Annotated in this window: 21 protein-coding genes; 12 read left to right on the forward strand and 9 right to left on the reverse strand. The window is 70.2% G+C overall.

The features are described from left to right. Window positions 1-22: 22 nt before the first annotated feature. Together AB0M02_RS39045 and AB0M02_RS39050 are read right to left on the reverse strand one after the other, a co-directional pair. Window positions 23-1,129, reverse strand: a complete 1,107-nt coding sequence (locus tag AB0M02_RS39045) for a hypothetical protein (protein ID WP_364236685.1) — start codon at window positions 1,127-1,129, stop codon at window positions 23-25. Beyond that, window positions 1,126-3,858: an AAA family ATPase gene (locus AB0M02_RS39050; protein ID WP_364236688.1), complete on the reverse strand. Its 2,733-nt coding sequence runs from the start codon at window positions 3,856-3,858 to the stop codon at window positions 1,126-1,128. The genes AB0M02_RS39045 and AB0M02_RS39050 overlap by 4 nt, the downstream gene beginning before the upstream one ends. Before the next feature lie 64 nt (window positions 3,859-3,922). Here AB0M02_RS39050 and AB0M02_RS39055 point away from each other — a divergent pair, with 64 nt between their 5' ends. Beyond that, window positions 3,923-5,353, forward strand: a complete 1,431-nt coding sequence (locus AB0M02_RS39055) for an FAD-dependent monooxygenase (RefSeq protein ID WP_364236691.1) — start codon at window positions 3,923-3,925, stop codon at window positions 5,351-5,353. Here AB0M02_RS39055 and AB0M02_RS39060 read toward each other — a convergent pair. Then, window positions 5,331-6,353, reverse strand: a complete 1,023-nt coding sequence (locus tag AB0M02_RS39060) for a zinc-dependent alcohol dehydrogenase family protein (protein ID WP_364236693.1) — start codon at window positions 6,351-6,353, stop codon at window positions 5,331-5,333. The genes AB0M02_RS39055 and AB0M02_RS39060 overlap by 23 nt on opposite strands. Before the next feature lie 123 nt (window positions 6,354-6,476). Between AB0M02_RS39060 and AB0M02_RS39065 the strand changes: the two genes are divergently transcribed. Then, on the forward strand, window positions 6,477-7,340 hold the full coding sequence (locus tag AB0M02_RS39065; RefSeq protein WP_364236695.1) for a helix-turn-helix transcriptional regulator: 864 nt from the start codon (window positions 6,477-6,479) through the stop codon (window positions 7,338-7,340). Window position 7,341: 1 nt separating this feature from the next. Here AB0M02_RS39065 and AB0M02_RS39070 read toward each other — a convergent pair whose 3' ends face one another. After that, the gene (locus AB0M02_RS39070; RefSeq protein ID WP_364236698.1) at window positions 7,342-11,319 is read right to left on the reverse strand and encodes an NACHT domain-containing protein; all 3,978 of its coding nucleotides are present in this window, start codon (window positions 11,317-11,319) and stop codon (window positions 7,342-7,344) included. Window positions 11,320-11,449: 130 nt separating this feature from the next. After that, on the reverse strand, window positions 11,450-12,682 hold the full coding sequence (locus AB0M02_RS39075; protein WP_364236701.1) for an ROK family transcriptional regulator: 1,233 nt from the start codon (window positions 12,680-12,682) through the stop codon (window positions 11,450-11,452). Window positions 12,683-12,841: 159 nt separating this feature from the next. Between AB0M02_RS39075 and mmsA the strand changes: the two genes are divergently transcribed. From mmsA to AB0M02_RS39105, 6 genes are all read left to right on the forward strand, one after another. Beyond that, on the forward strand, window positions 12,842-14,389 hold the full coding sequence (mmsA, locus tag AB0M02_RS39080; protein ID WP_364236703.1) for a multiple monosaccharide ABC transporter ATP-binding protein: 1,548 nt from the start codon (window positions 12,842-12,844) through the stop codon (window positions 14,387-14,389). Beyond that, window positions 14,386-15,687 (forward strand): multiple monosaccharide ABC transporter permease, encoded by a 1,302-nt coding sequence (gene mmsB, locus AB0M02_RS39085; protein WP_364236705.1) that lies wholly within the window; start codon window positions 14,386-14,388, stop codon window positions 15,685-15,687. Before mmsA ends, mmsB begins: the two co-directional genes overlap by 4 nt. A 53-nt stretch (window positions 15,688-15,740) precedes the next feature. Beyond that, window positions 15,741-16,859: a sugar-binding protein gene (locus tag AB0M02_RS39090; RefSeq protein ID WP_364236707.1), complete on the forward strand. Its 1,119-nt coding sequence runs from the start codon at window positions 15,741-15,743 to the stop codon at window positions 16,857-16,859. Between the two features lie 67 nt (window positions 16,860-16,926). Continuing rightward, window positions 16,927-18,033 (forward strand): ROK family transcriptional regulator, encoded by a 1,107-nt coding sequence (locus AB0M02_RS39095; RefSeq protein WP_364236708.1) that lies wholly within the window; start codon window positions 16,927-16,929, stop codon window positions 18,031-18,033. Between the two features lie 35 nt (window positions 18,034-18,068). Continuing rightward, window positions 18,069-19,022 carry an endonuclease/exonuclease/phosphatase family protein gene (locus tag AB0M02_RS39100; RefSeq protein ID WP_364236709.1) on the forward strand — a complete coding sequence of 318 codons (954 nt, stop codon included), beginning with the start codon at window positions 18,069-18,071 and terminating at the stop codon, window positions 19,020-19,022. 24 nt (window positions 19,023-19,046) lie between these two features. Next, entirely contained in the window at window positions 19,047-19,889 is an 843-nt protein-coding gene (locus AB0M02_RS39105; RefSeq protein ID WP_364236712.1) for an alpha/beta hydrolase, read from the forward strand. Here AB0M02_RS39105 and AB0M02_RS39110 read toward each other — a convergent pair. Further along, the gene (locus AB0M02_RS39110; RefSeq protein WP_364236745.1) at window positions 19,855-21,675 is read right to left on the reverse strand and encodes an ABC transporter ATP-binding protein; all 1,821 of its coding nucleotides are present in this window, start codon (window positions 21,673-21,675) and stop codon (window positions 19,855-19,857) included. The genes AB0M02_RS39105 and AB0M02_RS39110 overlap by 35 nt on opposite strands. 169 nt (window positions 21,676-21,844) lie before the next feature. Between AB0M02_RS39110 and AB0M02_RS39115 the strand changes: the two genes are divergently transcribed. Further along, the gene (locus tag AB0M02_RS39115; protein WP_364236713.1) at window positions 21,845-21,982 is read left to right on the forward strand and encodes a hypothetical protein; all 138 of its coding nucleotides are present in this window, start codon (window positions 21,845-21,847) and stop codon (window positions 21,980-21,982) included. Here AB0M02_RS39115 and AB0M02_RS39120 read toward each other — a convergent pair. Both AB0M02_RS39120 and AB0M02_RS39125 read right to left on the reverse strand, forming a co-directional pair. Beyond that, window positions 21,966-22,427 carry a nitroreductase family deazaflavin-dependent oxidoreductase gene (locus tag AB0M02_RS39120; RefSeq protein WP_364236716.1) on the reverse strand — a complete coding sequence of 154 codons (462 nt, stop codon included), beginning with the start codon at window positions 22,425-22,427 and terminating at the stop codon, window positions 21,966-21,968. The two genes, AB0M02_RS39115 and AB0M02_RS39120, sit on opposite strands and share 17 nt — an antisense overlap. Before the next feature lie 6 nt (window positions 22,428-22,433). Further along, window positions 22,434-23,003, reverse strand: a complete 570-nt coding sequence (locus AB0M02_RS39125) for a hypothetical protein (RefSeq protein ID WP_364236718.1) — start codon at window positions 23,001-23,003, stop codon at window positions 22,434-22,436. 77 nt (window positions 23,004-23,080) lie between these two features. Here AB0M02_RS39125 and ppk2 point away from each other — a divergent pair, with 77 nt between their 5' ends. The 3 genes from ppk2 to AB0M02_RS39140 are packed head-to-tail and all read left to right on the forward strand — an operon-like array spanning window position 23,081 to window position 25,099. Continuing rightward, complete coding sequence (gene ppk2, locus AB0M02_RS39130; protein WP_364236721.1) at window positions 23,081-23,881, forward strand: polyphosphate kinase 2; 801 nt, start codon at window positions 23,081-23,083, stop codon at window positions 23,879-23,881. Window positions 23,882-23,891: 10 nt separating this feature from the next. Further along, a complete protein-coding gene (locus AB0M02_RS39135) occupies window positions 23,892-24,719 on the forward strand; it encodes an LLM class F420-dependent oxidoreductase (protein WP_364236724.1) in 828 nt (275 codons plus the stop codon). Continuing rightward, window positions 24,716-25,099: a TIGR03668 family PPOX class F420-dependent oxidoreductase gene (locus AB0M02_RS39140; RefSeq protein WP_364236727.1), complete on the forward strand. Its 384-nt coding sequence runs from the start codon at window positions 24,716-24,718 to the stop codon at window positions 25,097-25,099. The genes AB0M02_RS39135 and AB0M02_RS39140 overlap by 4 nt, the downstream gene beginning before the upstream one ends. 131 nt (window positions 25,100-25,230) lie before the next feature. Here the strand turns inward: AB0M02_RS39140 and AB0M02_RS39145 are convergent, their stop codons facing one another. Further along, window positions 25,231-25,677 carry an Lrp/AsnC family transcriptional regulator gene (locus AB0M02_RS39145; protein ID WP_364236729.1) on the reverse strand — a complete coding sequence of 149 codons (447 nt, stop codon included), beginning with the start codon at window positions 25,675-25,677 and terminating at the stop codon, window positions 25,231-25,233. Window positions 25,678-26,081 lie beyond the last annotated feature (404 nt).

A 26,081-nucleotide genomic window follows, 5' to 3' on the forward strand; every position in this document is an offset into this window, starting at 1 on the left:
GGATCTCCTTCGTTCCGGATCACTACCAGGCAACCTCCCCGAGCCGGACATGACCGAAACCACCCAGGTCGCCAGGGCTGTACCAGGAGAGTACGAAACGATCGCGAGTGCTCAGCTCGGCGTGCCCGTTGAACGCGCGGCAGCCGTAGCCGGAGCCGCCGCACTCGCCGGGCACGCGGCCGGCCGGGCCGGGCCGCCACGGTCCCACCGGCGCGCCGGCCGTGAAGATCTGGAAGCGCCCACTGCCGAACTCGGTCTGCACGATCATCCCGAGGCCGCGGCCGGGGTAGTCCGCGACGTGCAGGGAGTTCACGAACGGCACCGTCACGATCGAGGCGGCCCGCTCCCAGTCGGCTGTCCAGCCCCGGTCCCACCAGCGGTAACTGCGCGGATCGGCCCACGCCTGCGGATCACCGCCGGTCCGCGCGAGCATGATCCGCCCGGTCTCCACGTCGTGCGTGAACAGGTAGAGCAGGCCGTCGGCGCCGAACACCGGCGAGCCGAGCCGCTGCGCGATCGGCAGGGACAGAGCCGCGAACGGTGTGTCGGTGCGTGTGAACACGTTGGTCGCGGGGTCGTAGACGGCCAGCGTGAGCCGCTGAGCCGGCAGATCAGTTTCGGACTTCACGCAGACTTCCGCGTACACAATCAGCATTGACCTCGTGCCGGGGATCCTGGCCAGACCGGTCGGCCAGGCCGCCGGATAGGGGCTGACGCCGTCGCAGCTTCGCTGCTCATCGATCCGGAGACCGCGCGGCGTCGGCAGAAAAGGCTGCGGGCTGGTCAGCCCGGCCAGGTGCGGGGCGGGCGGCGTCGGCACCTCGCGCATTTCGGTCGGCACCACCCCTGAGGTGTACGCGGTGAGCACCGCTGTCGTCCCGGGGAGGAACGCCGGGCCGTTGCGCTGCGAGGTGTCACCGAACAGCCAGAGGCTCTCCGAGTCGCTCCACGCCGCGCTGAGACCGGCGTCGCGGGAGATCGGGTTCGCCTCCGTGTCCGCCGTCGACAGGGGCCGGCCCAGATCCTCGACGGTCGCGTCCCCGGCCGCCGGCGGCCCGGTGCACGCGGACAGCAGCAGGACGGCGGCGCTCAGGACCGCGCACGCCGCCGTTCGCATCAGTGAGGTCACCGGTCCGACTGCGCGACCAGGCGGATCAGGTCCGCGCGGGAGGAGACGTCGAGCTTCGTGAAGACCTTGCGCAGGTGGTAGTCGACGGTGCGCGGGCTCAGGAACAGCTGGGCGGCCACCTCCCGGTTCGTGGCGCCCTCCCCGACGATCTGGACGATCAGCACCTCCTGCGGGGTGAGCTGCCGCAGGGTGCCGGGATCCCGTCTGCGGGCGGTCTCGCCGGTGGCGCGCAACTCGGTGCGGGCCAGCTCGGCCCAGCCGGGCACGCCGAGCCGGTCGAAGGTCTCGTGCGCGGCGCGCAGGTGGACGCGGGCGTCGTTGCGCCTGCGGCGGCGGCGCAGGATCTCGCCGTACAGCAGGGCGGTGCGGGCGGTGTCGAACGGGCGGCCGCCGAGCCGGTGGGCGGCCAGGGCGGCGGTGAAGTGCCGGTCGGCGCCGGACGGGTCGGCGAGCAGGCCGTGGCACCGGTGCAGCAGTGCCCGGCCCCAGGCGGAGCCGGTCGCCTCGGTCCAGGACCGCAGGCGGTCCCGGGCGCGCTCCGCCGTGTCCCGGCGGCCGGTGCGGACAGCGGCCTCGACCAGGTCGGCGGCGGAGAAGACCCGCACCACCGGGTGGGACTCGCCGGGTCCCGCGGTGGCCAGTGCCTCGAGGCGGTCGGCGGCGCTCTCCGGACGGCCGGCGCCGAGGTCGAGCAGGGCCAGTGCCCAGGAGGCGATGCCGGCGGCGGGGCCGATGCGGTGGCTCATCGCGTGGGCGTGTGCTTTTTCCGCGTACGCAAGGCATTGCTCTTCCTGGCCCTGCACCGCCGCGACCCAGGCGCAAACGCTGCGCAGATGGGCCGCCGGGTGCTCCTGCCCGGTCTCCACCGCGACCCGCAGCCCCTCCGCCGCGCTCGCCGACGCCGCGCTGTACCGCCCGGTCCAAGCCTGCAGCGACGAGAGCGGCGCCAGCAGGGGCGGGATCATCGCGACGGCACCGGCCGAGCGCGCACCGGCGATCGCCGTGGTGAACAACCCGATCGCGACGGCGTCGTCACCGAGGAACGTCGCGCCCGCCGCGCTCAGCATCATCGCCCGCGGATCCGCACCGTGCGCGGCCCGGGCGGCGGCGTCACGAAGGTGCGGGACCGCGGTCGTGAGATCCCCGCTGAGCAGGCTGTCCAGGCCGAGAACGAGCTGGGCGCTGAGCGGCACCGCCGCGTCCGGCACCGGCAGATCGGCCAGGCGCCGGGCCACCTCATGCAGACCCGCCACGTCACCGGCGAGCCAGGCGGCCTGCCCGGCCTCGGTGAGCATCCGCGCGGCCCGGACCGGGTCCAGCCGGGCGAGCGGCTCGGCCGCGCCGACCAGGATGGCGAACGCCGAGGTCAGCTCGCCGCTGCTGCCCTCGATCGACCCGCGCAGATGCTCCAGGCGCCCCCTGGCCGGTGGTGTCGCCACCAGCGTCGCGGCCCGGTCCAGCAGGGTGGCCGCCCGGCCCGGCAGCCCCGCCTGCCAGGCCGCCTCCGCCGCGTCGGTGAACCGCTCCCCGCGCCGGCCCGCCTCGGCGGTGAGCACGGCCGACCGCTCGTAGGCGCTGGCGGCGGCCGCGTGACCACCGCGCTGCCGGGCGCGCTCGGCCGACCGGTGCAGCTCCGCGGCGACCGTCTCGTCCGGCCCGAGCGCCGCCGCGGCCAGGTGCCAGGCACGCCGGTCCGCGTCGCCGTCCAGGGCCTCGGCCAGGGCGTTGCGGGCGTCGCGCCGCTGCCAGAACGTGGCGCCGCGATAGACCGCGGTACGCACCAGCGGGTGGCAGAACGCCACGGTGCGCCCGGTGATCCGGATCAGGCCGGCCTTCTCGGCGATGTCCAGCGCGCTCTCGTCCACGCCCAGGGACCGCGCCGCTCGCAGCAGCACATCGAGCTCACCGCTGTCCTCGGCGGCGGCGAGCAGCAGCAGGGTCTGGGTGGGCTGGTCCTGGCGGCGTACGCGCTCCAGGAACACCTGCTCGACCTCGGCGCCGACGGGGAGCCGCTCGGGCAGGGGTTCCCGGCCGGCGAGCTGGTCCGCCGACAGGGAGCCGGGCAGCTCGAGCAGGCCGAGGGGGTTGCCGGCGGTGCTCGCGACCAGGCTGTCGCGGACCGCGGCCGGCAGGTCGACGTGACACCGTTCGGCGAGCAGCGCGCCGGCGGCCGGCGGGTCCAGCCCGGAGAGTGTGAGGTCCGGGAGTCCTGGCACCTCCTCCCGGGTTGCGAACAGCATCACCACGCCCTCGGCGTCCAGCCTGCGGGCCGCGAAGCTCAGCGCGCCCGCGGAGGCGCCGTCCAGCCAGTGCGCGTCGTCGATCAGGCAGAGCAGCGGACCCTCCTCCGCTGCCTCGGCCAGGACGCTGAGCACGGCGAGCGAGATGAGGAAGCGGTCCCCGCCTTGGGAGCTGTCCTCGCCGCCGGCCGGGCCCAGCCCGAACGCGCCGCGCAGGGCCGCGCCGAGCCGCTCGGGGATCGCGTCGAACAGGCCGGCGACCGGGCGCAGCAGCTGGTGCACCGCGGCGAACGGGAACTCCGACTCGGACTCGACGCCGGTGCCGCGCAGGACCCGCATGTCGCCGGCGCGCTCGGCCGCATACCCGAGCAGGGCGGACTTGCCGATGCCGGCCTCGCCGCGGACCACCAGCACGCCACTGCGCCGCTCACCGGCCGCGGCCAGCAGTTCCTCGATGAGCGTGCACTCGCGCTGCCGACCGTGCAGCATGCCCCGCATCGTAACCGGTGACATCACCGATTCGAGTACGTCGATTCCCTCCGAGGCTGTGGGCATGACGAATTCCGCTGATGTCATCGTGGTGGGCGCCGGCCCGACCGGTCTGGCCCTCGCCTGTGAACTCGCCCTCGCCGGCGTCCGCTGCCGCCTCCTGGAGCGGCGCGCCGAGGAATCCAACATCACCCGGGCGTTCGCGGTGCATGCCCGTACGCTCGAACTGCTCGACGCCCGCGGCCTCGCCGACGAGGTCCTGCTGCACGGGGTCCGGGTGGACAGCGTGGCGCCCGTGCCGGGCGCCTCGCTGGACCTGGACATTCTGGACACGCGCTACCCGATGATCTTCATTGCGCCGCAGAGCGCCACGGAGAAGGTCCTGGAAGCACGGGCTATCCAGCTCGGTGTCGAGATCGTCCGAGGCGCCGTGGTGACCGGCCTGCGCCAGGACCCGGACGGCGTTTCCCTTGATCTTGCCGGCGGCGGTGTCGAGCGCGCCCGCTATGTGGTGGGTTGCGACGGCGCACACAGCACGGTCCGCAGGCTGATCGGCGTGGACTTCGCCGGCAAGCAATACGAGACCCACATCATGCTGGCCGACGCGCGCCTCTCCGAGCCGCCGCCGGAGGCCATGTTCGCGCGGACCAGCACCGAGGGCGCGGTCATCTCGGTGCCGTTCGGCGACGGGTGGTTCCGGATCATCGCCTGGGACCGGCGACGGGACCGGGTGCCGCTCTCCGAGCCGGTGACGTACGACGAGATGCGCGACGCCTTCCAGCGCATCGCCGGGTCGGACCTCGGGATGGGACAGCCCCGGTGGAGCACCCGGTTCCTGAGCGAGCGGCGCCAGGCGGCGCACTACCGGGCCGGCCGGGTGTTCCTGGCCGGGGACGCGGCCCACGTGCACTCGCCGCTCGGCGGCCAGGGCATGAACACCGGCATCCAGGACGCGATGAACCTGGGCTGGAAACTGGCCGCCGCCGTGCAGGGTACGGCCGCGCCGTGGCTGCTCGACAGCTACGAGTCCGAACGACACCCGGTCGGCGAGCAGGTGCTGCGCCTCTCCGACACGTTCAACCGCCTCGTCCTCGGGCAGTCCCGGGTCCGCAACGTGCTGCAGGCCTTCGTCATCCGGTCGATCCTGCGGTTCCACCGGACCCGGCTGGCGATGGCGGCGCGGATGAGCGGGATCGGGATCGCGTATCCGGCTCGCGGCGGCCACCGGCTCACCGGCCGGCGGATGCCGGACGTCGAGCGCCTCTACACCCATCTCCGCGACGGCCGTTTCGTCCTGGCGGTCCGCTCACCGCTGGAACTGGCCCTCCCGTCGGTCAACGTGGTCCTTCGCCCCACGCTGCCCGGCGCCGCCATGGTCCTAATCCGCCCGGACGGATACGTCGCCTGGGCCAGCGGCACGATGCTGACCGCCGCCGATACGGCGGCCGCCATCGCGTCCTGGTGCCCCGGCGTCAGGGCTGCAACAACACCTTGATCGCCCGGCGCTCGTCCATCGCCCGGTAGCCCTCGGCGGCCCGGTCCAGCGGCAGCGTCAGATCGAACACCCTGCCCGGGTTGATGCGGCCGGACGCGATCCGGTCCATCAGGTCGGGCAGGAACCGGCGTACCGGGGCCGGCCCGCCGTGCAGGTGCACCCCGGAGAAGAACAACTCCATGCCCGGCAGCGACACACCGTGGGCGACGCCGACGTAGCCGACGTGCCCACCGGCACGGGTCGACCGGATGGCCTGCATCATCGACTCCTGGGTGCCGACCGCCTCGATCACCGAGTGGGCGCCGAGCCCGCCGGTCAGCTCCCTGATCCGGTCCACGCCCTCGTCGCCGCGCTCGGTGACGACGTCGGTAGCGCCGAACTCCAGGGCCAGCTTCTGCCGGTCGGTGTGCCGGCTCATCGCGATGATCCGCTCGGCGCCGAGCTCCCGGGCGGCCAGCACACCGAGCAGGCCGACCGCGCCGTCACCCACGACAGCCACGGTCCTGCCCGGCCCGGCCTCGGCGGCCACCGCGGCGAACCAGCCGGTGCCGAGCACGTCGGAGGCGGCCAGGAAGCTCGGGATCAGGTCGTCCGAGGGCACCTCCGGCGTGGCGACCAGCGTGCCGTCGGCGAGCGGGATCCGGACCCGCTCGGCCTGCGCGCCGTCCGGGGCGCCGGGCTGCCGGTGCACACAGTGCGTCTGATACCCCGCGCGGCAGATCTCGCAGGTGTTGTCGGACGCGAAGAACGAGCCGACCACGAACTGGCCCGGCCGGATCGTGCGGACCGCGGACCCGACCTCCTCGACGACGCCCACGTACTCGTGACCCATCCGGCGCGGCCCGCTCAGGGCCTCGATGCCGCGGTAGGGCCACAGGTCGGACCCGCAGATGCAGGTCGCCGACAGCCGGACGATCGCATCCGCCGGCTCCTGGATCACCGGGTCGGCGCGGTCCTCGACACGGACCTCACCCGGGGCGGTCATGACAGCGACACGCATTTTCGAACACTCCTTCGTCGGATGGTTCCAGCCTGCGTACCCGGCCGCGCCCGAAGAAGTCCCTGTCAAGGGGTGTACCGGCAGTACCTCCCTGCCCGCCGTCTGCCGCCGTACCGTTTTCCCGTGGACAACCGGGCAGAAGTACGCGACTTCCTCACCACCCGGCGCGCGAAGATCACACCGGCACAGGCCGGCCTCCCCGCCGCCGGCCAGCGCCGCGTGCCAGGCTTGCGGCGCAGCGAGGTGGCCTCCCTGGCCGGGATGAGCGTGGAGTATTACGCGAAGCTCGAACGCGGCTCCCTGGCCGGCGTCTCGTCAGGCGTCCTTGACGCCCTGGCCCGCGCCCTCCGCCTCGACGACGCCGAACGCGCCCACCTGCTGCGCCTCGCCCAGGAGGCCAACGGCAGCGGCAGCCTGGCCCGCCCGCGCCGCCGCGCCAAGCCGTGGACCCTGCGCCCCAGCCTGCGGTGGTCCCTGGACGCGATCACGTCCCCCGCCATCCTGTGCAACAACCGCATCGACCTGCTCGCCACCAACCACCTTGGCCGAGCCATGCACAGCGACCTCTACCGAGGTTCCACCCAGCCGAACTTCCCCCGCTTCACCTTCCTGGACAGCGCCGCCCACGACTTCTACCCGGACTGGGACCTGGCCGCCGACATGTGCGTGGCAAACCTGCGCACGGCGGCGGGCAAGGACCCCCACGACAAGGGCCTGCAGGATCTGGTGGGCGAGCTGTCCACCCGCAGCGACGAGTTCCGGCTGCGGTGGGGCGCCCACAACGTCCGCACTCATGGAACCGGGGTCAAGCACTTCCGCCACCGGGTGGTCGGCGACCTCACCCTGGCCTACGAAAGCCTCGACCTCCGCAACGACCCGGACCTGACGCTGACCATCTACTCCGCCGAGCCGTCCTCCCCTACCGCGACGGCCCTGGCCCTGCTGGCGTCCTGGGCGGCGTCACCGCAGGAGGCCGAGAGCCGCTGAGCTACCGCTCGATGTCCCAGATGCGAATGGTCCCGTCGAATCCCCGGGTCACCAGCGAGCGCCCCTCATCGATGAACTGAAGTTCCTGCACAACGCCGACGTGGCCGGAGAGCGTCCTACGGAGATGCCCGTTCCCGGCATTGTGCAGTTCGATCTTCTCAATGGCGCCCGGCACAGCGATGAGGTCATCCGACGCGGCGAACCGGAGGTCGTAACCCGGCTCGTCGGCAAAGCCGTGTTCGACAACGAAGCGCCGTTTCCCCTCGCGATCGTAGTAGCTGACGGAAACGTCATCAGCCGCCAACAGGCCGCCTCCCGTCAACCACGAGAGGTTCTCGAACACCTGCTGAGAGTTGGTCCGCACGTAAGCCGACCTCTCAGCGTTCGCCACATTCCAGATGGCCATTCCGGCGTCACCCTCGTAAACGAGCATGAGACTCTCGTCCGGATTGAAGAAGGCGCTGCTCAGATAGGATTCTGTCGGCCTGTCCCGCATGCCGGCGATATTCCTGACGACAGCCGTGGTGCCGCTGGAGTAGACCAACCAACTACCGCTGGCAGAAATCTGTACCCCACTGACTGGAACATCAACAACGTTTTTCCCGTTCCGGACGTCCCAGATGTGGAGGCGGTTTTCGGGTCCCGCCGACCCGGATTCCGACAGCGCCGCGATGTAATCACCGAAGCTCTGGACGCTGACGGACTCGCGTGTCTCGGTGGGCCCCGACCGGGCAGCCAGGCCTGTTCCGCTGATGAGATCGGGCGGCGCCGGTATCGCCTGCTCCAGTCGGCCGGTTCGGGCCTCCCAGATACGAATCTTGTTGTCATCGAGCGAAGTGCTGCTTCTGCCTCCGCTGGAGGCGATCACTCGCGTGCCCGCACGACCGAAGGTCCAGTTCGTCCCCTCCACGGGTGCAGCGGTGGCCAGAGTGCGACCGCTCGCGGGCTCCCAGACCCGCACCGCGCTGCCCACACCGACGCCGACCAGGGCCCCGCCCGGGGAAATCTTGACATCCTCCAGGGTGCCGGTGATCGGCGGGTCTGGCGGAATCTCGGCTCCGGTCTTGGCCTGCCACGCGGAGAGTCTCCCTTCGACCTCCCCGACGAAAAGTTCGTTGCTGACAGCGATCGGCATCGTTTGAGTGTCGTCGATCCGCCACAGTCGGCGCCGTTCCGTGAGATTCCAGAGCTCCAGCGGTTGCGGGCCTTCCACCACACTCGACGAATCGTAATGGTGCAGCAGGACGCGGCCTGCTCCGATGAACTTCGCACCGCCGACGTGACCGTCGACAACGCGTGTGCCGGTCTCCAGGTCCCAGATCCAGGCAACGTTCTTCCCCGAGGTGTCACCCCGAGGATTTCCGGTCAGCGCATAGAACCGGCCGCTGGGGTCGAACGGAGGCTGGTTCTGCACGACGTATTCGAACGAGGTGCCCTGCTTGTCGAGCTGGACCGGGAAACGATCGTCGAGAACCAGCTCACGCTTGTCGAGATCCCAGACACGCAGATTGTCGCCGCCGACCCCCGCGATCCATCGCTCGTCCGGATCGATGCTCATGATCGTGATTCGCCTCGTCCCCGCAGCACGCAGGACAATCGCCGCGTCGTCGTCGGGTAGCACCACGATCGGCACGGCGGCCACCAGCACCATCGCGGCGGCACCTGCCACCCATGGCGCGCGTGGATGGCTGCTCAGGAACGACCGGGTGACGGCCGGGTTGCCGGTGTCAGCCGGAACGGTCGCGGCCGGGCTGACGAGCTGGTCGTGCAAACGGATGTGCCGAAACTGGTATCCGCCCGACACGCGCCGGAGCACCTCCCGTCGCCGGGCGTCGGAGAGGAACGCCGCGACCCGCCACGGCAGCCGGCGCCGCGTTCGCGCCCACAGCCGGGCGATCTCGTATCGCGGCCAGGCCCGCGACAGCAGGATGAGGGTGCCGACGCCCAGACCGATGAGGGCGGAGGCCACCGCGACTATCACCGGGCTGCCGGCTGCCCAGCCCGCGATCATGTTCATCCGGGACGCACCGAGATCGGCGAACTCGGGGCTTCCCGGCCACCCTGACCAGCCGGTGTAGAGCCCGAACAGCAGATCGCCCGCAGCGGCTCCCAGGACGATCGCCGGTGCCGTCGTCACCGCCACGATCAGGCCGACGAGCAGACCGCCCACGAGTGCGGAGACGCGGTCGTGCCGGATCGACTCGTCGAGGCTCGTCTGCGCGGCCTTGGCCGGTGGCGCGTTCACCCACTCGTGGGCGGCGAGGGCCAGACCCAGGACGACTGCGCAGGCCAGCGCCGCGGATGCCGCGCTGACGTAATCGACGGCTACCCACAACGCCCATGACTCGGCCGACTGGACGACCACGGCGATCAGCGCCAGGGCGACCGCGGCGAACACCGCCGCGATGCTGAAGCCGAGCAGGAATCCGCGCCGCAGCCGGCCCCAGGAGCCGGCGAGCGCGAAGGAGAGCCTGCCGGGCGGCCGGTCGGCCGACACGAACCAGAGGACCATGACGGAGAGGGCCACGACGCTACCGGTGATCGCACCGACCGTCAGGCCACTGACGAGCGTGCCGGAGCCGGCGGCGACGACCGCGACGGCCACCATGAACGGTGCGCCGATGACCAGGCCGATCATCGGGCCGAACCAGGCCGGCAGCAGGTGGGCGCTGAGGCGCCACCAGACGACGTCTCGCTGACCGGTGCGGTGCAGGTAGTGGGCGATGAACGTCAGCCATCGCCGGGCGTCGGCGCGCGGCCATCGCCGGCCCTCCGCGTCCGCCTCACCCACCAGCGGCTCGGCGGTGTAAGCGGCCTCCACCACCCGGGACGTCAGGCGGTCCTCGACCTCGAACCGGGGCAGCGCGCCGTTCGCGCCCAGCAGCTCGGACGGGTCGCCGCCCAGGCGCTGGTAGACGAGCCTGGCGAAGGAGACCATGAGCGGGGTGGACAGGGCCGCCGCGACCGGGCCCTCGGGGCGCTTGTCCATCTCGTCGAGGACGCGGCTCCAGGAGGTGCCGTCCGGCCAGGGCAGCTTGCCCAGGTAGGCGCGGACGTCGGCCGGGGTGACCGGGCGGACCTCGACGACCGGGACGGCGGTGAGTTTCGGGGCGCCGCCGGTGATCATTTCCTGGTACTCGACGGCGCGGCAGGTGACGACGACCTGCCAGCCGTCGCGGACGGCTCGGTTGAGGTAGGTCGCGGCCTGCCTGCGGCCCGACTCGGCGATCTCGTCGAGGCCGTCGATGATGGGCATGAGGATCTGGGGTTTGCGCTGCTGGACCCGTTCGACGTGCCGGTTCAGCAGCTGGCTGGTGATGGTCTCGTCGCCGTTGTAGTAGGCCTCCGCGAGGGTCCTGGTGAGCCAGGGAACGAACTCCTCGGAGAGCGGGTCCCAGGACGACGCCGGCACCAGCACGGGGACCGGATCGCCCGGATCGCGGCTGCGGATCAGGGCCAGTGTCAGCAGCAGGGCGAGCACGCTTTTGCCGGCGCCCGGCTGGCCGAGCACGACGATGCTGCTGTCGTCGAGGCGGCGGAAGCGGGCGGCCAGGTCGTCCACGACCGCGTCGAAGTCGCCCTCCAGACGGCCGCGCAGCGCGGGACGCTGCTTCAGGCCCTCCTCGCCGATCTCGGCCGGGCGGGGCGGCCCGCCCACCGGCCGCGCGGTCTCCTCCCAGCTCAGCGAGAGCACCTGGGGTCCACGGAGGCGGCGTGCCTCGGCCTCGTCGTACCACTCGCGGCCGACCGCCGACGCCAGTTCCTCGACCTGGTCGTCGAAGGAGGGCTGGTTGGCGGCGGCGTCCTGGAACACCGAGACGACCTGGAAGGCGAGCGCGGACGCGGCCACCACCAGTGCGGCCACCTCGCCCCAGTCCACCTCGCCGCGCAGGACCTCGAAAAGGACCCAGGCGCCGCTGGCCACGGTGCAGATCAGGAACGCGACCATGGCCCAGACGCGCAACGAGCGCCGCTTCATGGAGGCCACGCTATGGCACCGAGATCGACGGCGGTGAAGATGCATCCGATCGGGCAGGGTTCCTCTCGGCCGTCCGGGCAGGGGGCTGAGAGGCCGGATCCGGGATTTGGTGAACCACTAAACAAATTGCCTACAGAGAGAGCAGCTCCGATACCTGGGGCGAGTACGTGGCGTGCAGGACCAGCGCGGCGGCGCCGACAACTGCCGCGTCGGGGCCCAAAGGGGACAGCTCGACGCGGACGGTTCGGATGCGGCGGGCCATGGTGCGGGTGGCCAGGGCCTCCTCGACGGCGCGGCGGTACCGGTCCTCGATGTGGCGCAGGCCGTGGCCGCCCAGGACCACGAGGTCGATGTCGAGGATGTTCGCGACCGTGACGACGGCGGTGGCCAGCCAGGCCGCCGCGGTGTCGACGACCTCGACCGCGAGGGGATCACCGGAGGCGGCCGCCAGGCGTACGGAATCGAAATCGGTCGAAGCGGGATCCAGCCGGGCCAGGTCGGAGTCCGCACCCTCGCCGGCAGCCAGCCGGCGGCGGGCCTCGGCGACGAGCGCGGCCGGGCTGATCAGGCTCTCCAGGCAGCCGGTGTTGCCGCAGTAGCAGGGCGGGCCGTCCGGGCGCACCGACGTGTGGCCGAACTCGGCGGCGTTCATCGAGCCGCCTCGGTGTATCTGGTGGCCCAGGACGAGGCCACCACCGATGCCCGCACCGAAGAAGAAGTAGGCGAAATCAGCCACGCCGCGGCCCGCGCCGGCCCAGCGTTCGCCGATGGCGGCCGCGGTGGCGTCGTTGTCGAGGGTGACCGGGAGGCCGGTGGCGGCGGCGACCATTTGTTTGATCGGTACACGTTCCCATCCGGAGAGTTGCGGAGGGCCGACGATCTCGCCGGGAGCCTGGTCGATCGGCCCGGGTGCGGCGAGGCCGAGGCCGTGCACGCGGCCGCGCTCGACGCCCGAGGTCAGCAGAACCTCGTCCACGAGTTCAGCCACCGCAGCAGTCACTCTCTGTGGCCCAGCACCGGGCGGGGTGGGCCGCTGCATGGTCACCAGCGGGCGCCCGAGCAGGTCGACCACCACGCAGGACAGCTCGGCGGGGTCGAAGTGGACGCCGACCGCGTAGCCCGCGTCGGCGTTCACGCGCAGTAACGTCCGGGACCGGCCGCCGTTGGAGGTCTGCAGGCCGTCCTCGCGGACGATGCCCTCGACGATCAGCCGCCGGACGATGCCGGAGACGGTCTGCGGGGTGAGGCCGGTGTGCGCGGCGATCTCGACACGGCTGATGCCGTCGGCCAGCTGGATCTGGTCGAGCACCACCGCCCGGTTGTACTGGCCGACCTTGGGCAGGTTCGTACCTGTTCGCCCCACCGCTGAACCTCCATCGAGCTGTGACCATACCGAGGCCTAAGGTCCCGTTGACTTATTAAAACAATTGGATTTACAGTCCAGAAACGCAAGAGTTACAAAGTCTCCTTCCAGTTGGGAAGCCAGCTGGAGAGCCAGTTGGAGAGCCAGACGGAGATGGGCATGGACGGAGCTTCACCCCTGCTCGAGATGCGAGCAATCACCAAGGAGTTCCCCGGCGTCCGGGCGCTCTCCGACGTCAACCTCAGGGTGCGGCCCGGCGAGATCCACGCGATCTGCGGCGAGAACGGCGCCGGCAAGTCGACGCTGATGAAGGTCCTGAGTGGTGTGTACCCGTTTGGGACGTACACCGGCTCGATCGTCTACCAGGGTGCCGAGGCCAGGTTCTCGGACATCCGTGCCAGCGAGAACGCCGGCATCGTGATCATCCATCAGGAGCTGGCCCTCATCCCGGGCATGTCGATCACGGAGAACATCTTCCTCGGCAACGAGCCGCGCCGGCGCGGGAGCATCGACTGGAAGGCCGCGAACCACCGGGCCCTCGAGTTGATGGCGATGGTCGGGCTCAGCGAGGACCCGGACACCCTGATCAAGGACATCGGCGTCGGCAAGCAGCAGCTCGTCGAGATCGCCAAGGCGTTCGCCAAGGACGTCAAGCTGCTGATCCTGGACGAGCCGACGGCCGCGCTCAACGAGACGGACTCGCGGCACCTGCTCGACCTGCTGCGCGGGTTCAAGGAACGCGGGATCACATCGATCATGATCTCGCACAAGCTGAACGAGATCGAGGCCATCGCCGACTCGATCACCATTCTGCGTGACGGCAGGTCGATCGAGACGATCGACGTGCGGGCCGAGGGCGCCGACGAGGACCGCATCGTGCGCGGCATGGTCGGCCGGGATCTGGAGAGCCGGTTCCCGGACCACACGCCGAACATCGGTGAGGTCTTCTTCGAGGTACGGGACTGGACGGTGCGCCACCCGATCTCGGCGGAGCGCCTGGTCTGCAAGAACTCCAGCTTCACCGTGCGGCGCGGCGAGATCGTCGGGTTCGCGGGCCTGATGGGCGCCGGGCGCACCGAGCTGGCGATGAGCCTGTTCGGCCGGTCCTACGGGGTCTACCTGGACGGGAAGATCTTCAAGGACGGCCGGGAGATCGAGCTCAAGTCGGTCGCGGACGCCATCCGGCACGGCCTGGCGTACGTCAGCGAGGACCGCAAGGCGATCGGCCTGAACCTGCTCGACGACATCAAGACCTCGGTGGTCGCGGCGAAGCTCTCCAAGATCACCCGTCGCGGTGTGGTCGACGAGGCCGCCGAGTACCACGAGGCGGAGGCCTACCGGAAGAGCCTGCGGATCAAGACGCCCACCGTGGACGAGGGCGTCACCAAGCTCTCCGGCGGCAACCAGCAGAAGGTCGTGCTGGCCAAGTGGATGTTCACCGACCCGGATCTGCTGATCCTCGACGAGCCCACCCGGGGCATCGACGTGGGCGCCAAGTTCGAGATCTACGGGATCATCCAGAAGCTGGCCGACGAGGGGAAGGGCGTCATCGTCATCTCCTCGGAGCTGCCCGAGCTGATCGGCCTCTGCGACCGCATCTACACCGTGTTCGAAGGCGCCATCACCGGCGAGATCGCCCGTGCCGACGCCGACCCGGAACTCCTCATGAAGCAGATGACCTCGACCAAGAAGACGCCGGTGCGATGAGCCGATTCAGAGACCTCCAGAAGAACCTGTTCGGAGGGTCCACCTCCAACGCACGCCAGTTCGGGATGATCTTCACACTCGTGGCGATCATCGTGTTCTTCCAGATCAGGACGGACGGGCTCACGCTCACGTCCGGCAACCTGATCGCCCTGACCCAGCAGTACGCATACATCTCGATCCTGTCCATCGGCATGCTGATGGTGATCGTGGCCGGCCACATCGACCTCTCGGTCGGCTCGGTCGCCGCGTTCGTCGGCATCGTGGTGGCCAAGGCGATCAGCGAACACGGCGTGCCGTGGCCGCTGGGCATCCTGATCGGCCTGGCCGTGGGCGCGGCGATCGGCGCCTGGCAGGGCTTCTGGGTGGCGTACATCGGCATCCCGGCGTTCATCGTGACGCTCGCCGGCATGCTGCTGTTCCGCGGCGGCAACCAGTACATCGGCAACGCCGACACGGTCCCGGTGCCGGAGGGCTTCCGCGAGATCGGCGCCGGTTACCTGCCCGAGTTCGGGCCGAACACCGGTTACAACAACGCGACGCTGCTGCTCGGCCTGGTCGTCAGCCTCGCCGTGATCTGGCGCGAGCTGCGGGCCCGCCAGGTCCGGACGCAGATGGAGGGCGCCGAGCCGGCACCGCTGTGGATCGCGCTGCTGCGCATGGCCGTGATGGTCGGCGTGATCGTCTTCGCCACGCTGCGGTTCGCCGGCGGCCGGGTCGGCACCAGCTTCCCGATCTCCGGCATCATCCTGGCCGTCCTGGTCGTGGCTTACTCGTTCTACACCCGCAATACCGCCGGCGGCCGGCACATCTACGCGGTCGGCGGCAACTCACGCGCCGCGGAACTCTCCGGCGTCAAGCTCCGCCGGGTCAACTTCCTGGTCATGATGAACATGTCGGTGCTCTCCGCGCTGGCCGGCATGATCTTCGTGGCGCGGTCCGCGGCCTCCGGCCCGCAGGACGGCCTCAGCTGGGAACTCGACGCGATCGCGGCCGTCTTCATCGGCGGCGCGGCGGTCTCCGGTGGTCTCGGCACCATCAGTGGCGCCATCGTCGGTGGTCTGGTCATGGCCGTGCTCAACAACGGCCTGCAGCTGACCGGCACCGGGTCCGACATGGTTCAGATCATCAAGGGCCTATTCCTGCTCGGAGCGGTCGCCCTCGATGTCTACAACAAGAAGCAGGGACGCTTCTCGATCATCGGATCGCTGATGCGCCCCTTCCAGCGGGAAGCGGCGGCCGACCCCGCCGTCACCGCACCGGCCGGCACGGAGCAGGAGAAGACTCCGGCCTCGCGCTGACCGATATCCCCTCGCACACCACACCCAGACAAAGAAGAAGGGTGCTATTCACCATGCGCAGTTTCGTTACCAAGGGCCTCGCGGTCAGCGCAGCGGCGTTCCTCGCGCTCAGCGTCGCCGCCTGCGGCGGCTCCGAGCGTGAGGGTTCCGGCACCGAGGCCGGCACCGAGGCCGGTGCCAAGGGCTTCGCGAAGGACGCCCTGATCGGCGTCGCGCTGCCGTCCAAGACCTCGGAGAACTGGGTTCTCGCCGGTGACCTGTTCACCAACGGGCTCAAGGACGCCGGCTTCCAGTCGGACGTGCAGTACGCGGGCGCCTCCACCACGGTCGCCGACCAGCAGGCCCAGATCACCGCCATGGTGACCAAGGGTGCCAAGGTCATCGTGATCGGCGCGACCGACGCCGCCCAGCTCTCCACCCAGGTGAAGCAGGCCAAGGAGTCCGGCGCCGTCGTCATCGCGTACGACCGGCTGATCACCAACACCCCGGACGTGGACTACTACATCGCGTTCGACAACTTCAAGGTCGGCCAGCTGCAGGGCCAGGCCCTGCTGGACGGCATGAAGGCCAAGAAGGCCACCGGCCCGTGGACCATCGAGCTGTTCTCCGGCTCGCCGGACGACAACAACTCGGGCGTGTTCTTCAACGGCGCGATGGACGTCCTCAAGCCGCTGATCGACAAGGGCGAGGTCGTCGTCGGCTCGAAGCAGACCGACATCAAGCAGACCGCCACCCAGGGCTGGAAGGCGGAGAACGCGCAGAGCCGGATGGACTCGCTGCTGAACTCCACCTACACCGGTGACAAGGTTCCGGACGGCGTCCTGTCGCCGAACGACACCCTGGCCCGCGCGATCATCACCTCGATCAAGGGTGCCGGCAAGCCCGTCCCGGTCGTCACCGGCCAGGACTCCGAGGTCGAGTCGGTCAAGTCCATCGTTGCCGGTGAGCAGTACTCCACCATCAACAAGGACACGCGCAAGCTGGTCGCCGAGACCATCAACATGGTCAAGACGCTCCAGGGCGGCAGCGACCCGCAGGTCAACGACACCAAGTCGTACAACAACGGTGTCAAGGTCGTCCCGGCCTACCTGCTGGAGCCGGTCATCGTGACCAAGGCCAACGCGGCCGAGGCGTACGCGAACGACCCGAAGCTGGCCCCGCTCACCAAGTGATCCAGGCGGCGAGCGGGTGCCCGCGACTCGGGCACCCGCTCGCCGCGGCTTCTCGGAGGACCATGGCGTGGCAATCTCCCCGCAGGAGACCATTCGCCGGCAGAACCTTGGCGCACTTCTACGCTACGTACACCTTCGCGGCGCCACCTCCCGCGCCGAACTGACTGCGGGCCTCGGCCTCAACCGCAGCACCATCCGGGCACTCGCCACCGAACTCGCCGCCGCGGGCCTGGTCCGCGAGGAGATCCCACCGGCAAGCGGGCGGGCCGGACGGCCGTCACCGGTGGTGCGCACGAACTCCGCCAGCTGTTATGCGTACGCATTGACTGTGCAGCGTGACCACCTCCGCGCCGCATGCGTGGGTCTCGGCGGCCGGATCCTCGACAGTTTCACCGCCCGCCTCTCCCCCGGAACCGGCCGCACCGAGACCGTCGCCATCCTGGCTCGCCTCCTCGGCCGTCTGCAGGCGCAGGCGCCGCCGGGCGGCGCCCTCCTCGGATACGCCGTCGCGGTCAGCGCCGACGGGCCCTCCGCCACCGAACTCGCCGCGGCGCTCCCCCACGACCGTCCCCTCCTGATCGGCACACCGGCCGACCTCGCCGCCCGCGCGGAACACGCCCGCGGCGCGGCACGCGGCCTCTCGAACATCGTTTACCTGCACGGCGACGCGGGGATCAGCGCGGGCATTCTCACCGGCGGCCAGGCGGTCACCGGCCACGGCGGCTTCGGCGGCCAGGTCGGTCACATGGTGGTCGATCCGGTCGGGCATCGCTGCCGCTGCGGCTCACGCGGCTGCTGGGAGACCGAGGCGGGCGAGCCGGCCCTGCTGCGCCGGTCCGCGAGCGGAGACGCACTCACGGTGCTTGCGGCGGCGCGAGCAGGCGATGACGCTTCAAGAGCGAGCGTACGCGATGTCGCGCGCTGGCTGGGCCACGGCGTCGCCAACCTGGTCAACATCCTGGACCCGGAGGTCGTCCTGTTCGGTGGCGTCCTGCGGGAGGTCTACCTCGCGGCGGCCGACGAGGTGCGGGCGCGGGTGTCCGGGATGGTCCTGCCGGCGTTCCGCGAGGGGGTGCGGCTGGGAGTGCCCCTGCTCGGCGAGGACGCGCCGCTGATCGGGGCAGCGGAGCTGGCCTTCGAGAGCCTGCTGAACGACCCTCTGAACGGCGTCTGAATCTTCGTGACCAGCCACTTTGTTATCGTCGGGGCGTGCCGATTCGCCGATTGGTCCTCGCGGCACTCGTCGTTGTCTCCGTGATGACTGTCGGTGGCGCGGTCGTCCGGCAGCCCGGTTCGCGTCCGGCACCGGCAATCGCGGTCAGCCCGTCACCCTCCGCAACACCACTGTCCGTGATGGATCGGCTTGCCGGGGCGGCGGTGGCCGGGGATCTGGACGTGATGACGTTCAACCTGCGCTACGCCGGTAGCAGCCCGCCCAACTCGTGGGTGCAGCGGCGCCCGGTGCTGCGTGAGTTGCTGGCGGCGGAGAGGCCGGATCTCATCGGCACCCAGGAGGGCCTCGCACCTCAGCTCGACGACATCGAGAACGATCTCGGCTCGGACTACGACCGTATCGGGCTCGGCCGCGAGGGAGCCGACCACGGCGAGCACATGGCAGTCTTCTTCGACCGGACACGGCTCCGACCGGAGAAGTCGGGAAATTTCTGGTTGTCAGAGACGCCGGAGGTTCCCGGATCGATCAGCTGGGGATCGTTTCGCGTACGCATGGTGACCTGGGTGTTGTTCTCGGACCTGGCGACTGGCCGGCGGTTCTACGCGGTCAACACCCACCTGGACAACGAGAGCGAGTACGCGCGCAGGCAGGCGGCCCGACTGATCACGGCGAGACTGGCGAGGTTCGAGACGCTGCCGATCGTGCTGACCGGCGACTTCAACAGCCCGGCGGGTTCCGGCAGCCAGGTCTACCGGTTCCTGCTCGACAACGCGCGCCTGACGGACACGTGGACCAGCGCGCCGCGCCGCGGTCCGGACTACGCCACGATCCACAACTACCGCCCCCTGGTCCCCGGCGGCAAGCGCGTCGACTGGATCCTCACCTCCCCGGGCGTCACCACGTCGGGCGCGCTGATGAACATCTACCGTCACGGCGGCCAGTGGCCCAGCGACCACCTCCCGATTCAGGCCCGCATCCACCTGCCGTGATCGGGTCGCCTACTGTCAGGGATCATGACCGAGACGTTCGTGACCTCCGGCAGCCTGCGCCTGTGGACGGAACGGATCGGCGACCCCGATCATCCGGCCGTCCTGCTGATCGCGGGGCAGGCGGCACAGGGGTACTGCTGGCCGGACGCGCTGGTCGGCCGTCTCGTCGCGAGCGGCGCCCAGGTGATCCGGTTCGACCACCGTGACACCGGCCTGTCGAGCACCGTCGACTTCGACACCAATCCCTACGACATTTCGGAAATGTCGGAAGATGTCGTGGCGATTCTGGATGCCTATCGGCTGCCGTCCGCTCACATCGTCGGAGCGTCGCTGGGCGGGGTGCTCGCACAGTGGCTGGGCGTGCACCGGCCGGCACGCGTGAGCTCGCTGACCCTGCTCTCCACAACTCCCATGGGCGAGGACCCCGGCCCGCCGTCGCCCCGATTCCTGCAGCACCTGGCCGGCGCGGCCGGCACACCGCACGGTGTGGAGTCCGACATCGCGCTCTTCCGGGTCATGAACGGCGACGTGCGCCCCTTCGACGAACCGGCCGCCCGGGCGGTGCTCGAACGCTGCTGGGCGCGAGCGCTCGACCCGGCCGCCGCCGCCCATCACGGCCCGGCCGCCTGGCGCGAGGACCCGAACCTGCTCGCTCCCCTGTCGGCGATCACCGCCCCGACGCTGGTCGTGCACGGCGACCAGGACCCGATCTTCACCGTGGCCAAGGCTGAGGCCCTGGTGGCGGCCATCCCGGACGCCCGGCTGCACGTCGTCCCGGGCATGGGCCACGTCTACTTCTCCCCCGGCCTGCCCGAACTCCTCGCCGACCTGATCAGGCGTCCCGATAGCCCGACGCCTGCAGGGTGAACAGCTGGGAGTACACCCCGCCCAGCGCCATCAGCTCCCGGTGGGTCCCCGACTCGATGAGACTGCCCTGCTCCAGCACGAAGATCCGGTTGGCGTGCGTGATGTTGGCCAGCCGATGCGTGATCAGGATCGTGGTGCGCCTCCCCTGACGCCCGCGCAACGCCTGGAACAGCGCGTCCTCCGCCCGCGGGTCCAGCGCCGACGACGGTTCGTCCATGATGAGCAGCGGTGCGTCACGCAGGAAGGCGCGGGCCGCCCCGATGCGCTGCCACTGGCCGCCGGACAGATCCTGGCCCTGTTTGAACGTACGGTCCAGCAGCGTCTCGTAGCCGTGCGGCAGGTCGCCGATCATGTCGTGGGCGGCGGCCAGGCGCGCGGCCGTCTCGATCCGGTCCGGGTCGGCGGGCTCGTCGATGTCGCCCATCGCGATGTTGGTGGCCGCGCTGAACGGCCACTTGTGGTGATCCTGCAGCGCGACCGCGATCTGGTGACGAAGCGCGTCCACATCCCACTCCTCATAGGGGCGGCCGTTCCAGATCAGCCGGCCCGCGCTGGGACTCCGCAGTGCGGCGATCATCGCGGCCAGGGTGGACTTGCCGGAGCCGTTCTCGCCGACCAGGGCGATCGTCTCGCCGGCCCGGATCGTGAGCGTGACGTCGTCGACGGCGGGCCGGTCCCGGTCGGGGTATTGCAGGGTGACGCCCTCGACCGTGAGCGAGTCCAGTGTGGCGGGTGCCGGGCGGCCGGACCGGGGAGAAGGCAGGTATTGGCCGGCGGTGACGAGGAACCGGACGTACTCGTTGAAGAACTGACCCGAGGCGTACACGTGGTCGACCTGGAACGTGACCAGCGCGAGCGCCCGCTGGGCGGCCTGCAGCGCGATCACGCAGGTGGCCGCGGCGGCGATCGGGATCTGGCCGTCGAGCAGGAGCAGGCCGAGCAGGGTGTAGACGCCGGCCAGCGCGACGCCGCCGACCGCGGCGCCGATGCTCGTGGTGGCGGTGACCTTCTGGGCGACCCGCAGCTCCTCCCGGATCTGCACGCCCATCACCTGGTCGTAGAGCCGAAGGAGGAAACCCCGCAGCCCGTACGAGCGGAGCTCGGCGGCGGAGGTGCGCTCGGCCATCAGTCGCTGCAGCACCCACTGCCGCCGGCGGCGGGTCGAGCTGGCGAGATAGCTCTGGAACTTGACGTGCCCGGCACGCAGCGCGGCGAAGCCGGTCGGGACGGTGGCGACCAGGAGCGCGAGCAGCAGCAGCGGGTTGATGGTCACCACGGCGAACGTGACGGCGAGCAGGCTGACGACACCGGCGAACAGGTTCATCGTGGTCTGCACCAGGTCGATCGCTGCCTCGGCGCCCCGGGTCGCGCGTTCCATGCCCTCGGCGAACTTGTCGTCGTCGAAGGCGCGCAGTTCGACCGAGGTGGTGTGCTCGAACAGTTCCCGCTCGACGGCCAGATGCACGCGCGGGGTCAGGCCGTTCAGCGCGTACCCGACGACCATGCCGAGGGCGCCCCGGATCGCGGTCGCCAGGGCCAGCCAGATCAGGGCGGGCAGGGCCGCGCGGACCCGGTCGGCCGTGGGACCGCCGGCGAACAGCTCGATCAGGATCTGCTGGGTGGCCAGCAGCCCGAAGGCAGCGAGCGCGCCGGCGCCCACAGTGGTCACCCCGACGAGCGTGGTACGCATCGGGTCGGCGCGCCAGGCCACCCGTACCGCCTTGCGGATCAGGCTGGGCAGCTCGGTGAACACGCCGACGATGCCGGTGCGGACCCGGGCGCGCATGCCCGTCTCCCACCAGCTCTCACGGAATTCGGGAAGATCGTCCGGAGTGGAGATCTGGCGAACCTCGGTTTCGCTTGACGTCACGCTTCAGCCGTACCAGGCGACCGGGGCTGCATATCGGTCGAATCGGTGCCAACCTTGGACGCATGACGATCGAGGAGGGTCAGCGGTGAGCGGGCGGTCGCCTCTCGGCGGCTGCGGGTTCCTCATCGTTCTGCTGATCATCGGGCTGGCACTGCTGGTCGCCGCGCTGGCGTTCGCCTCGGCGACGGGGCGGTTCGAGATCCAGGTCAGCCAGCGGGTGTGAGACGGAAGAGCCGGATCTCACGGTGCGAGGCGCGGACACGGTACGCGGCATAGCCCGGCCACTGGTCGACGACGAGCTGCCACAACCGGTCGCGATCGTCGCCCTGTGCCTCGCGGGCGGTCACCGGGATCTCACGCCCGCCGAGCGTGATCCGCGCGTCCGGGTTCGACCGCAGGTTGTACGACCAAGCCGGATGCTTCTCCCCGCCCCAGTTCGAGGCGATGATCACGAAGTCGTCCCCGTCCCGCACGTACTGCAGCGGCTGGCTGCGCGGCAACCCGGACTTGCGCCCGGTCGTGGTGAGGATCAGCGACGGCGCCATGCCCAGCGCGACGACCCGCCCGCGCGTCACCCGGCCGAGCCACCGGTCGACGGTGACCAGGCTGCGCGCGATCGGGGTGAAGCCCGGCCACGCGCCGACGGTCCGCCACAGTTTCCTCCACATGGAAGATCAGCTTACGGCTGCCCGCAACGTCCACGACTCGAGACGGGGGCGATGCGGCAGGGCGATCCGGCCGGTGCACCAGAGCAGCGCCTCCGCGGGGTCGCCGCCGGGCGAGTTCGGGAACAGCCGGGCGAGGACGGCCGCGCAGAGCGGCGCGGGCATCGTGAAGCCGACCCCGAGACCGGTGGCGATGTCCCAGGTGTGCAGCAGGATCTCGTTGACGCCGAGCGCGGCGAAACCCGACGGGTCGGTCGGGCCCCAGTGCCAGGCGCGCGCGGTGGAGTCGGTGGTGCGCAGGACGGTGGCGAGCAGGTCGGCGCAGCCGGCGGTGATGCCGATCAGCTGCGCCGGTGTCGCCTCGGGCCGGGCGACCAGGTCGACCGGGAGGTAGGCGTCCTCGGCGGAGGTCGTGAGCTGTCCCGCGTACGCAAAAAGATCGTGCGCGATGTGCGCCAAGGTCTCCTTGCAGCTCCAAGCCAGACCACCGGCGTCGCCCTCCCAGCCGGGTGCCGCGGCAACCGGGGTGAGCGTCGCCAGCATCGCGTTCCTCGCGGCTTGCACGTCGTCGGCATTCATCCCGGACAGCATGGCAGTGCGGCGTTCATCCCGCGCGGATGACGCGCTTGTCCGGCGACCCGCACACACTCTCGGCCATGGCGAAGGAGAAGAAGCACAAGAAGCTGGGCCGTGTCGAATACGAGAACGAGATGCGGGTTCTGCATGGCGAGCTCGTCGCCATGCAGGAGTGGGTCAAGGCCTCCGGCGCCAAGATCTGCGTGGTTTTCGAGGGCCGCGACACCGCCGGCAAGGGCGGCACGATCAAGCGGATCACCGAGCGGGTCAGCCCGAGGGTGTTCCGGGTGGTCGCCTTGCCCACTCCTACGGAGAGGGAGAAGAGCCAGATGTACGCGCAGCGCTACATGGCTCACTTCCCGGCCGCCGGTGAGGTCGTCATCTTCGACCGGTCCTGGTACAACCGGGCCGGCGTCGAGCGCGTCATGGGCTTCTGCTCGCCGGAGGAGTCCGACCGCTTCCTGCAGATCGTCCCGTCGTGGGAGAAGGCGATGACCGATTCCGGCATCCTGCTGCTGAAGTACTGGCTGGAGGTCAGCCCGGACGAGCAGACCCGTCGCCTCCAGAGCCGCATCCAGGACCCGCGCAAGATCTGGAAGCTGACGGACATGGACCTGAAGTCGTACAGCCGCTGGTACGACTACTCGCGGGCCCGCGACGCCATGATGGCCACCACGGACACGGCGTGGGCGCCCTGGTACGTGGCGCACTCGGACGACAAGAAGCGCGCCCGTCTCAACATCATCACGCATCTGCTGAGCCAGGTCCCGTACGAGAAACTCCCCCACCGCGATATCAAGCTGCCGAAACGCCAGGGTGCGAACGGCTACTCGGAACCGGGCCTGCCGTTGCGGCTCATCCCTACGCCGTACGGCGAATAGACTCCCCCGGGTGGAGTTCGGAGTCGGCTACTTCCCCACCCATGACGCGATGCGGCCGGGTTCACTCGCCCGCAGGATCGAGGAGCGCGGGCAGGACGCGCTGTTCTTCGCCGAGCACACGCACATACCGGCGGCGCGCGAGACGCCGTACGCCGGTGGTGGCGAACTGCCCCGCAAGTACTGGCACACCTACGACCTGTTCGTCGCGCTGACCGACGCGGCGGCGTCCACGACCCGACTCCGCGTCGGCAGCGGCATCTGTTTGGTGACCGAAAGGGATCCGATCATCACGGCCAAGGAGGTCGCGTCGGTCGACCACCTCAGCGGCGGGCGGTTCGAGTTCGGGATCGGCGCGGGGTGGAACCGGGAGGAGATGGCGAATCACGGTACGGATCCGCGTACCCGGATGCGCCTCATGGGTGACCGGGTGCGCGCCATGCAGGCCGTGTGGACCCAGGATGAGGCGTCGTTCGACTCGGAGTTCGTGAAGTTCGAGCGGATCTGGTCGTGGCCCAAGCCGGCCCAGAAGCCGTGGCCGCCGGTGCTGGTGGGCGGGGACGGGCCGACGGTGCTGGACCGGGTGCTGGCCTACGGGGACGGCTGGTTCCCGAACTACAGCGAATCGGTGTTCCCACGGATCGCTTCCCTGCGCTCGCGCGCCACCCGGGACATCCAGGTGCAGGTGCTGAGCGCGCCGTCGGACCCGGCGGTGCTGGAACGACTCGCGTCCGCGGGCGTGCACCGGGCGTCGGCGTGGGTGCCGTCGGGCCCGTGGAGCGTGATCGAGGCGAAGCTCACCCGGTGGGAGCAGGCCATCGGCGCGTTCCTCGGCCGATGACTCCCCGTGAACGCTTCGCGGCGTCCCGGGTGGCCCACCTCGCCACGGTGACACCGTCGGGCGCGCCGCATCTGGTGCCGATCGTGTTCGCACTGGTGGACGACGTGATCGTCACGGCTGTGGACGGGAAGCCGAAGCGTCATCGCGGCCTTCAACGTCTGGTGAACATCGCGCATGAGCCGCGCGTGAGCGTGCTCGCCGACTGTTACGACGAGGACTGGTCGTCGCTGTGGTGGGTCCGGGCGGACGGGGTGGCCTCGGTGACGGATGCGCCTTCGCCGGAGTTGGTCGCGCGGTATCCGCAGTATGAGACGGCGCCGCCCCCGGGCCCGTTCCTGCGCATCCGGGTCGCGAAGTGGACCGCGTGGTCAGCGTCATGAGGGTTTCCGACAAAAAGAACGTGACCAGCGGTACGGGATGATCAGCACGATCAGCCCCTGACGGGATGACCTGCGCGCAACGTGACGTTCTGGGCGCGACGGGATGATGGACGCGCGACGGGACGAAGCGGTCAGTCGGCGATGCGAGGCGGGCGGTTCTCATACGGCGTGGAGAGGACGACCGTCGTGCGAGTCGTGACGTTCGCTGCCGTGCGGATGTCTTGGAGAAGACGTTCCAGGTCAGCCGGGCTCTTCACCCGCACGAGAAGCATGTAGAAGTCCTCGCCCGCCACCGAGTAGCACGAGTCGATCTCGGCAAGATGAGCCAACCGGTCCGGCGCGTCATCAGGCTGCGACGGATCAAACGGCCGAATCGCCACAAACGCAGTCAACGGCAGATCCAACGCCTCGTAGGACACCTTAGCCGTGTACCCCGCGATGACCCCACGCTGCTCAAGCCGCCGAACCCGCTGATGAACAGCGGAAACACTCAACCCGACCCGATCAGCGAGATCGGTGTACGACAACCGCCCATCCCCGGTAAGCGCCGAAACAATCGCCCGGTCGATCTCTTCCACGCGCGTCACATTACTTCCCCACACCCTTCCCCCTCGCGGCGGCGTCACCAGCCCCCGCAGCCCACACCCCGCAAGCGATCGTGAACCCCCAAGCCGCCCACGCCCGGTCGCAACACCCAAGATCGCGGGGCCGCGCGGGAACGCGGGCATTAGCGCCGCCCCACGCCGGGCGTGACGCCCAAGATCGCGGGACAGCGCGGGAAGGCGCGGGCACGCGGGCGTTAGCGCAGCCCCACGCCGGGCGCGACGCCCAAGATCGCGGGACGGCGCGGGAACCGGAGCGGCGCGGGAACCGGAGCGGCACGGAAACCGGAGCGGCACGGAAACCGGAGCGGCACGGAAACCGGAGCGGCACGGAAACCGGAGCGGCACGGAAACCGGAGCGGCACGGAAACCGGAGCGGC

It is taken from the genome of Actinoplanes sp. NPDC051861, from assembly GCF_040681145.1.
GTDB lineage: Bacteria > Actinomycetota > Actinomycetes > Mycobacteriales > Micromonosporaceae > Actinoplanes.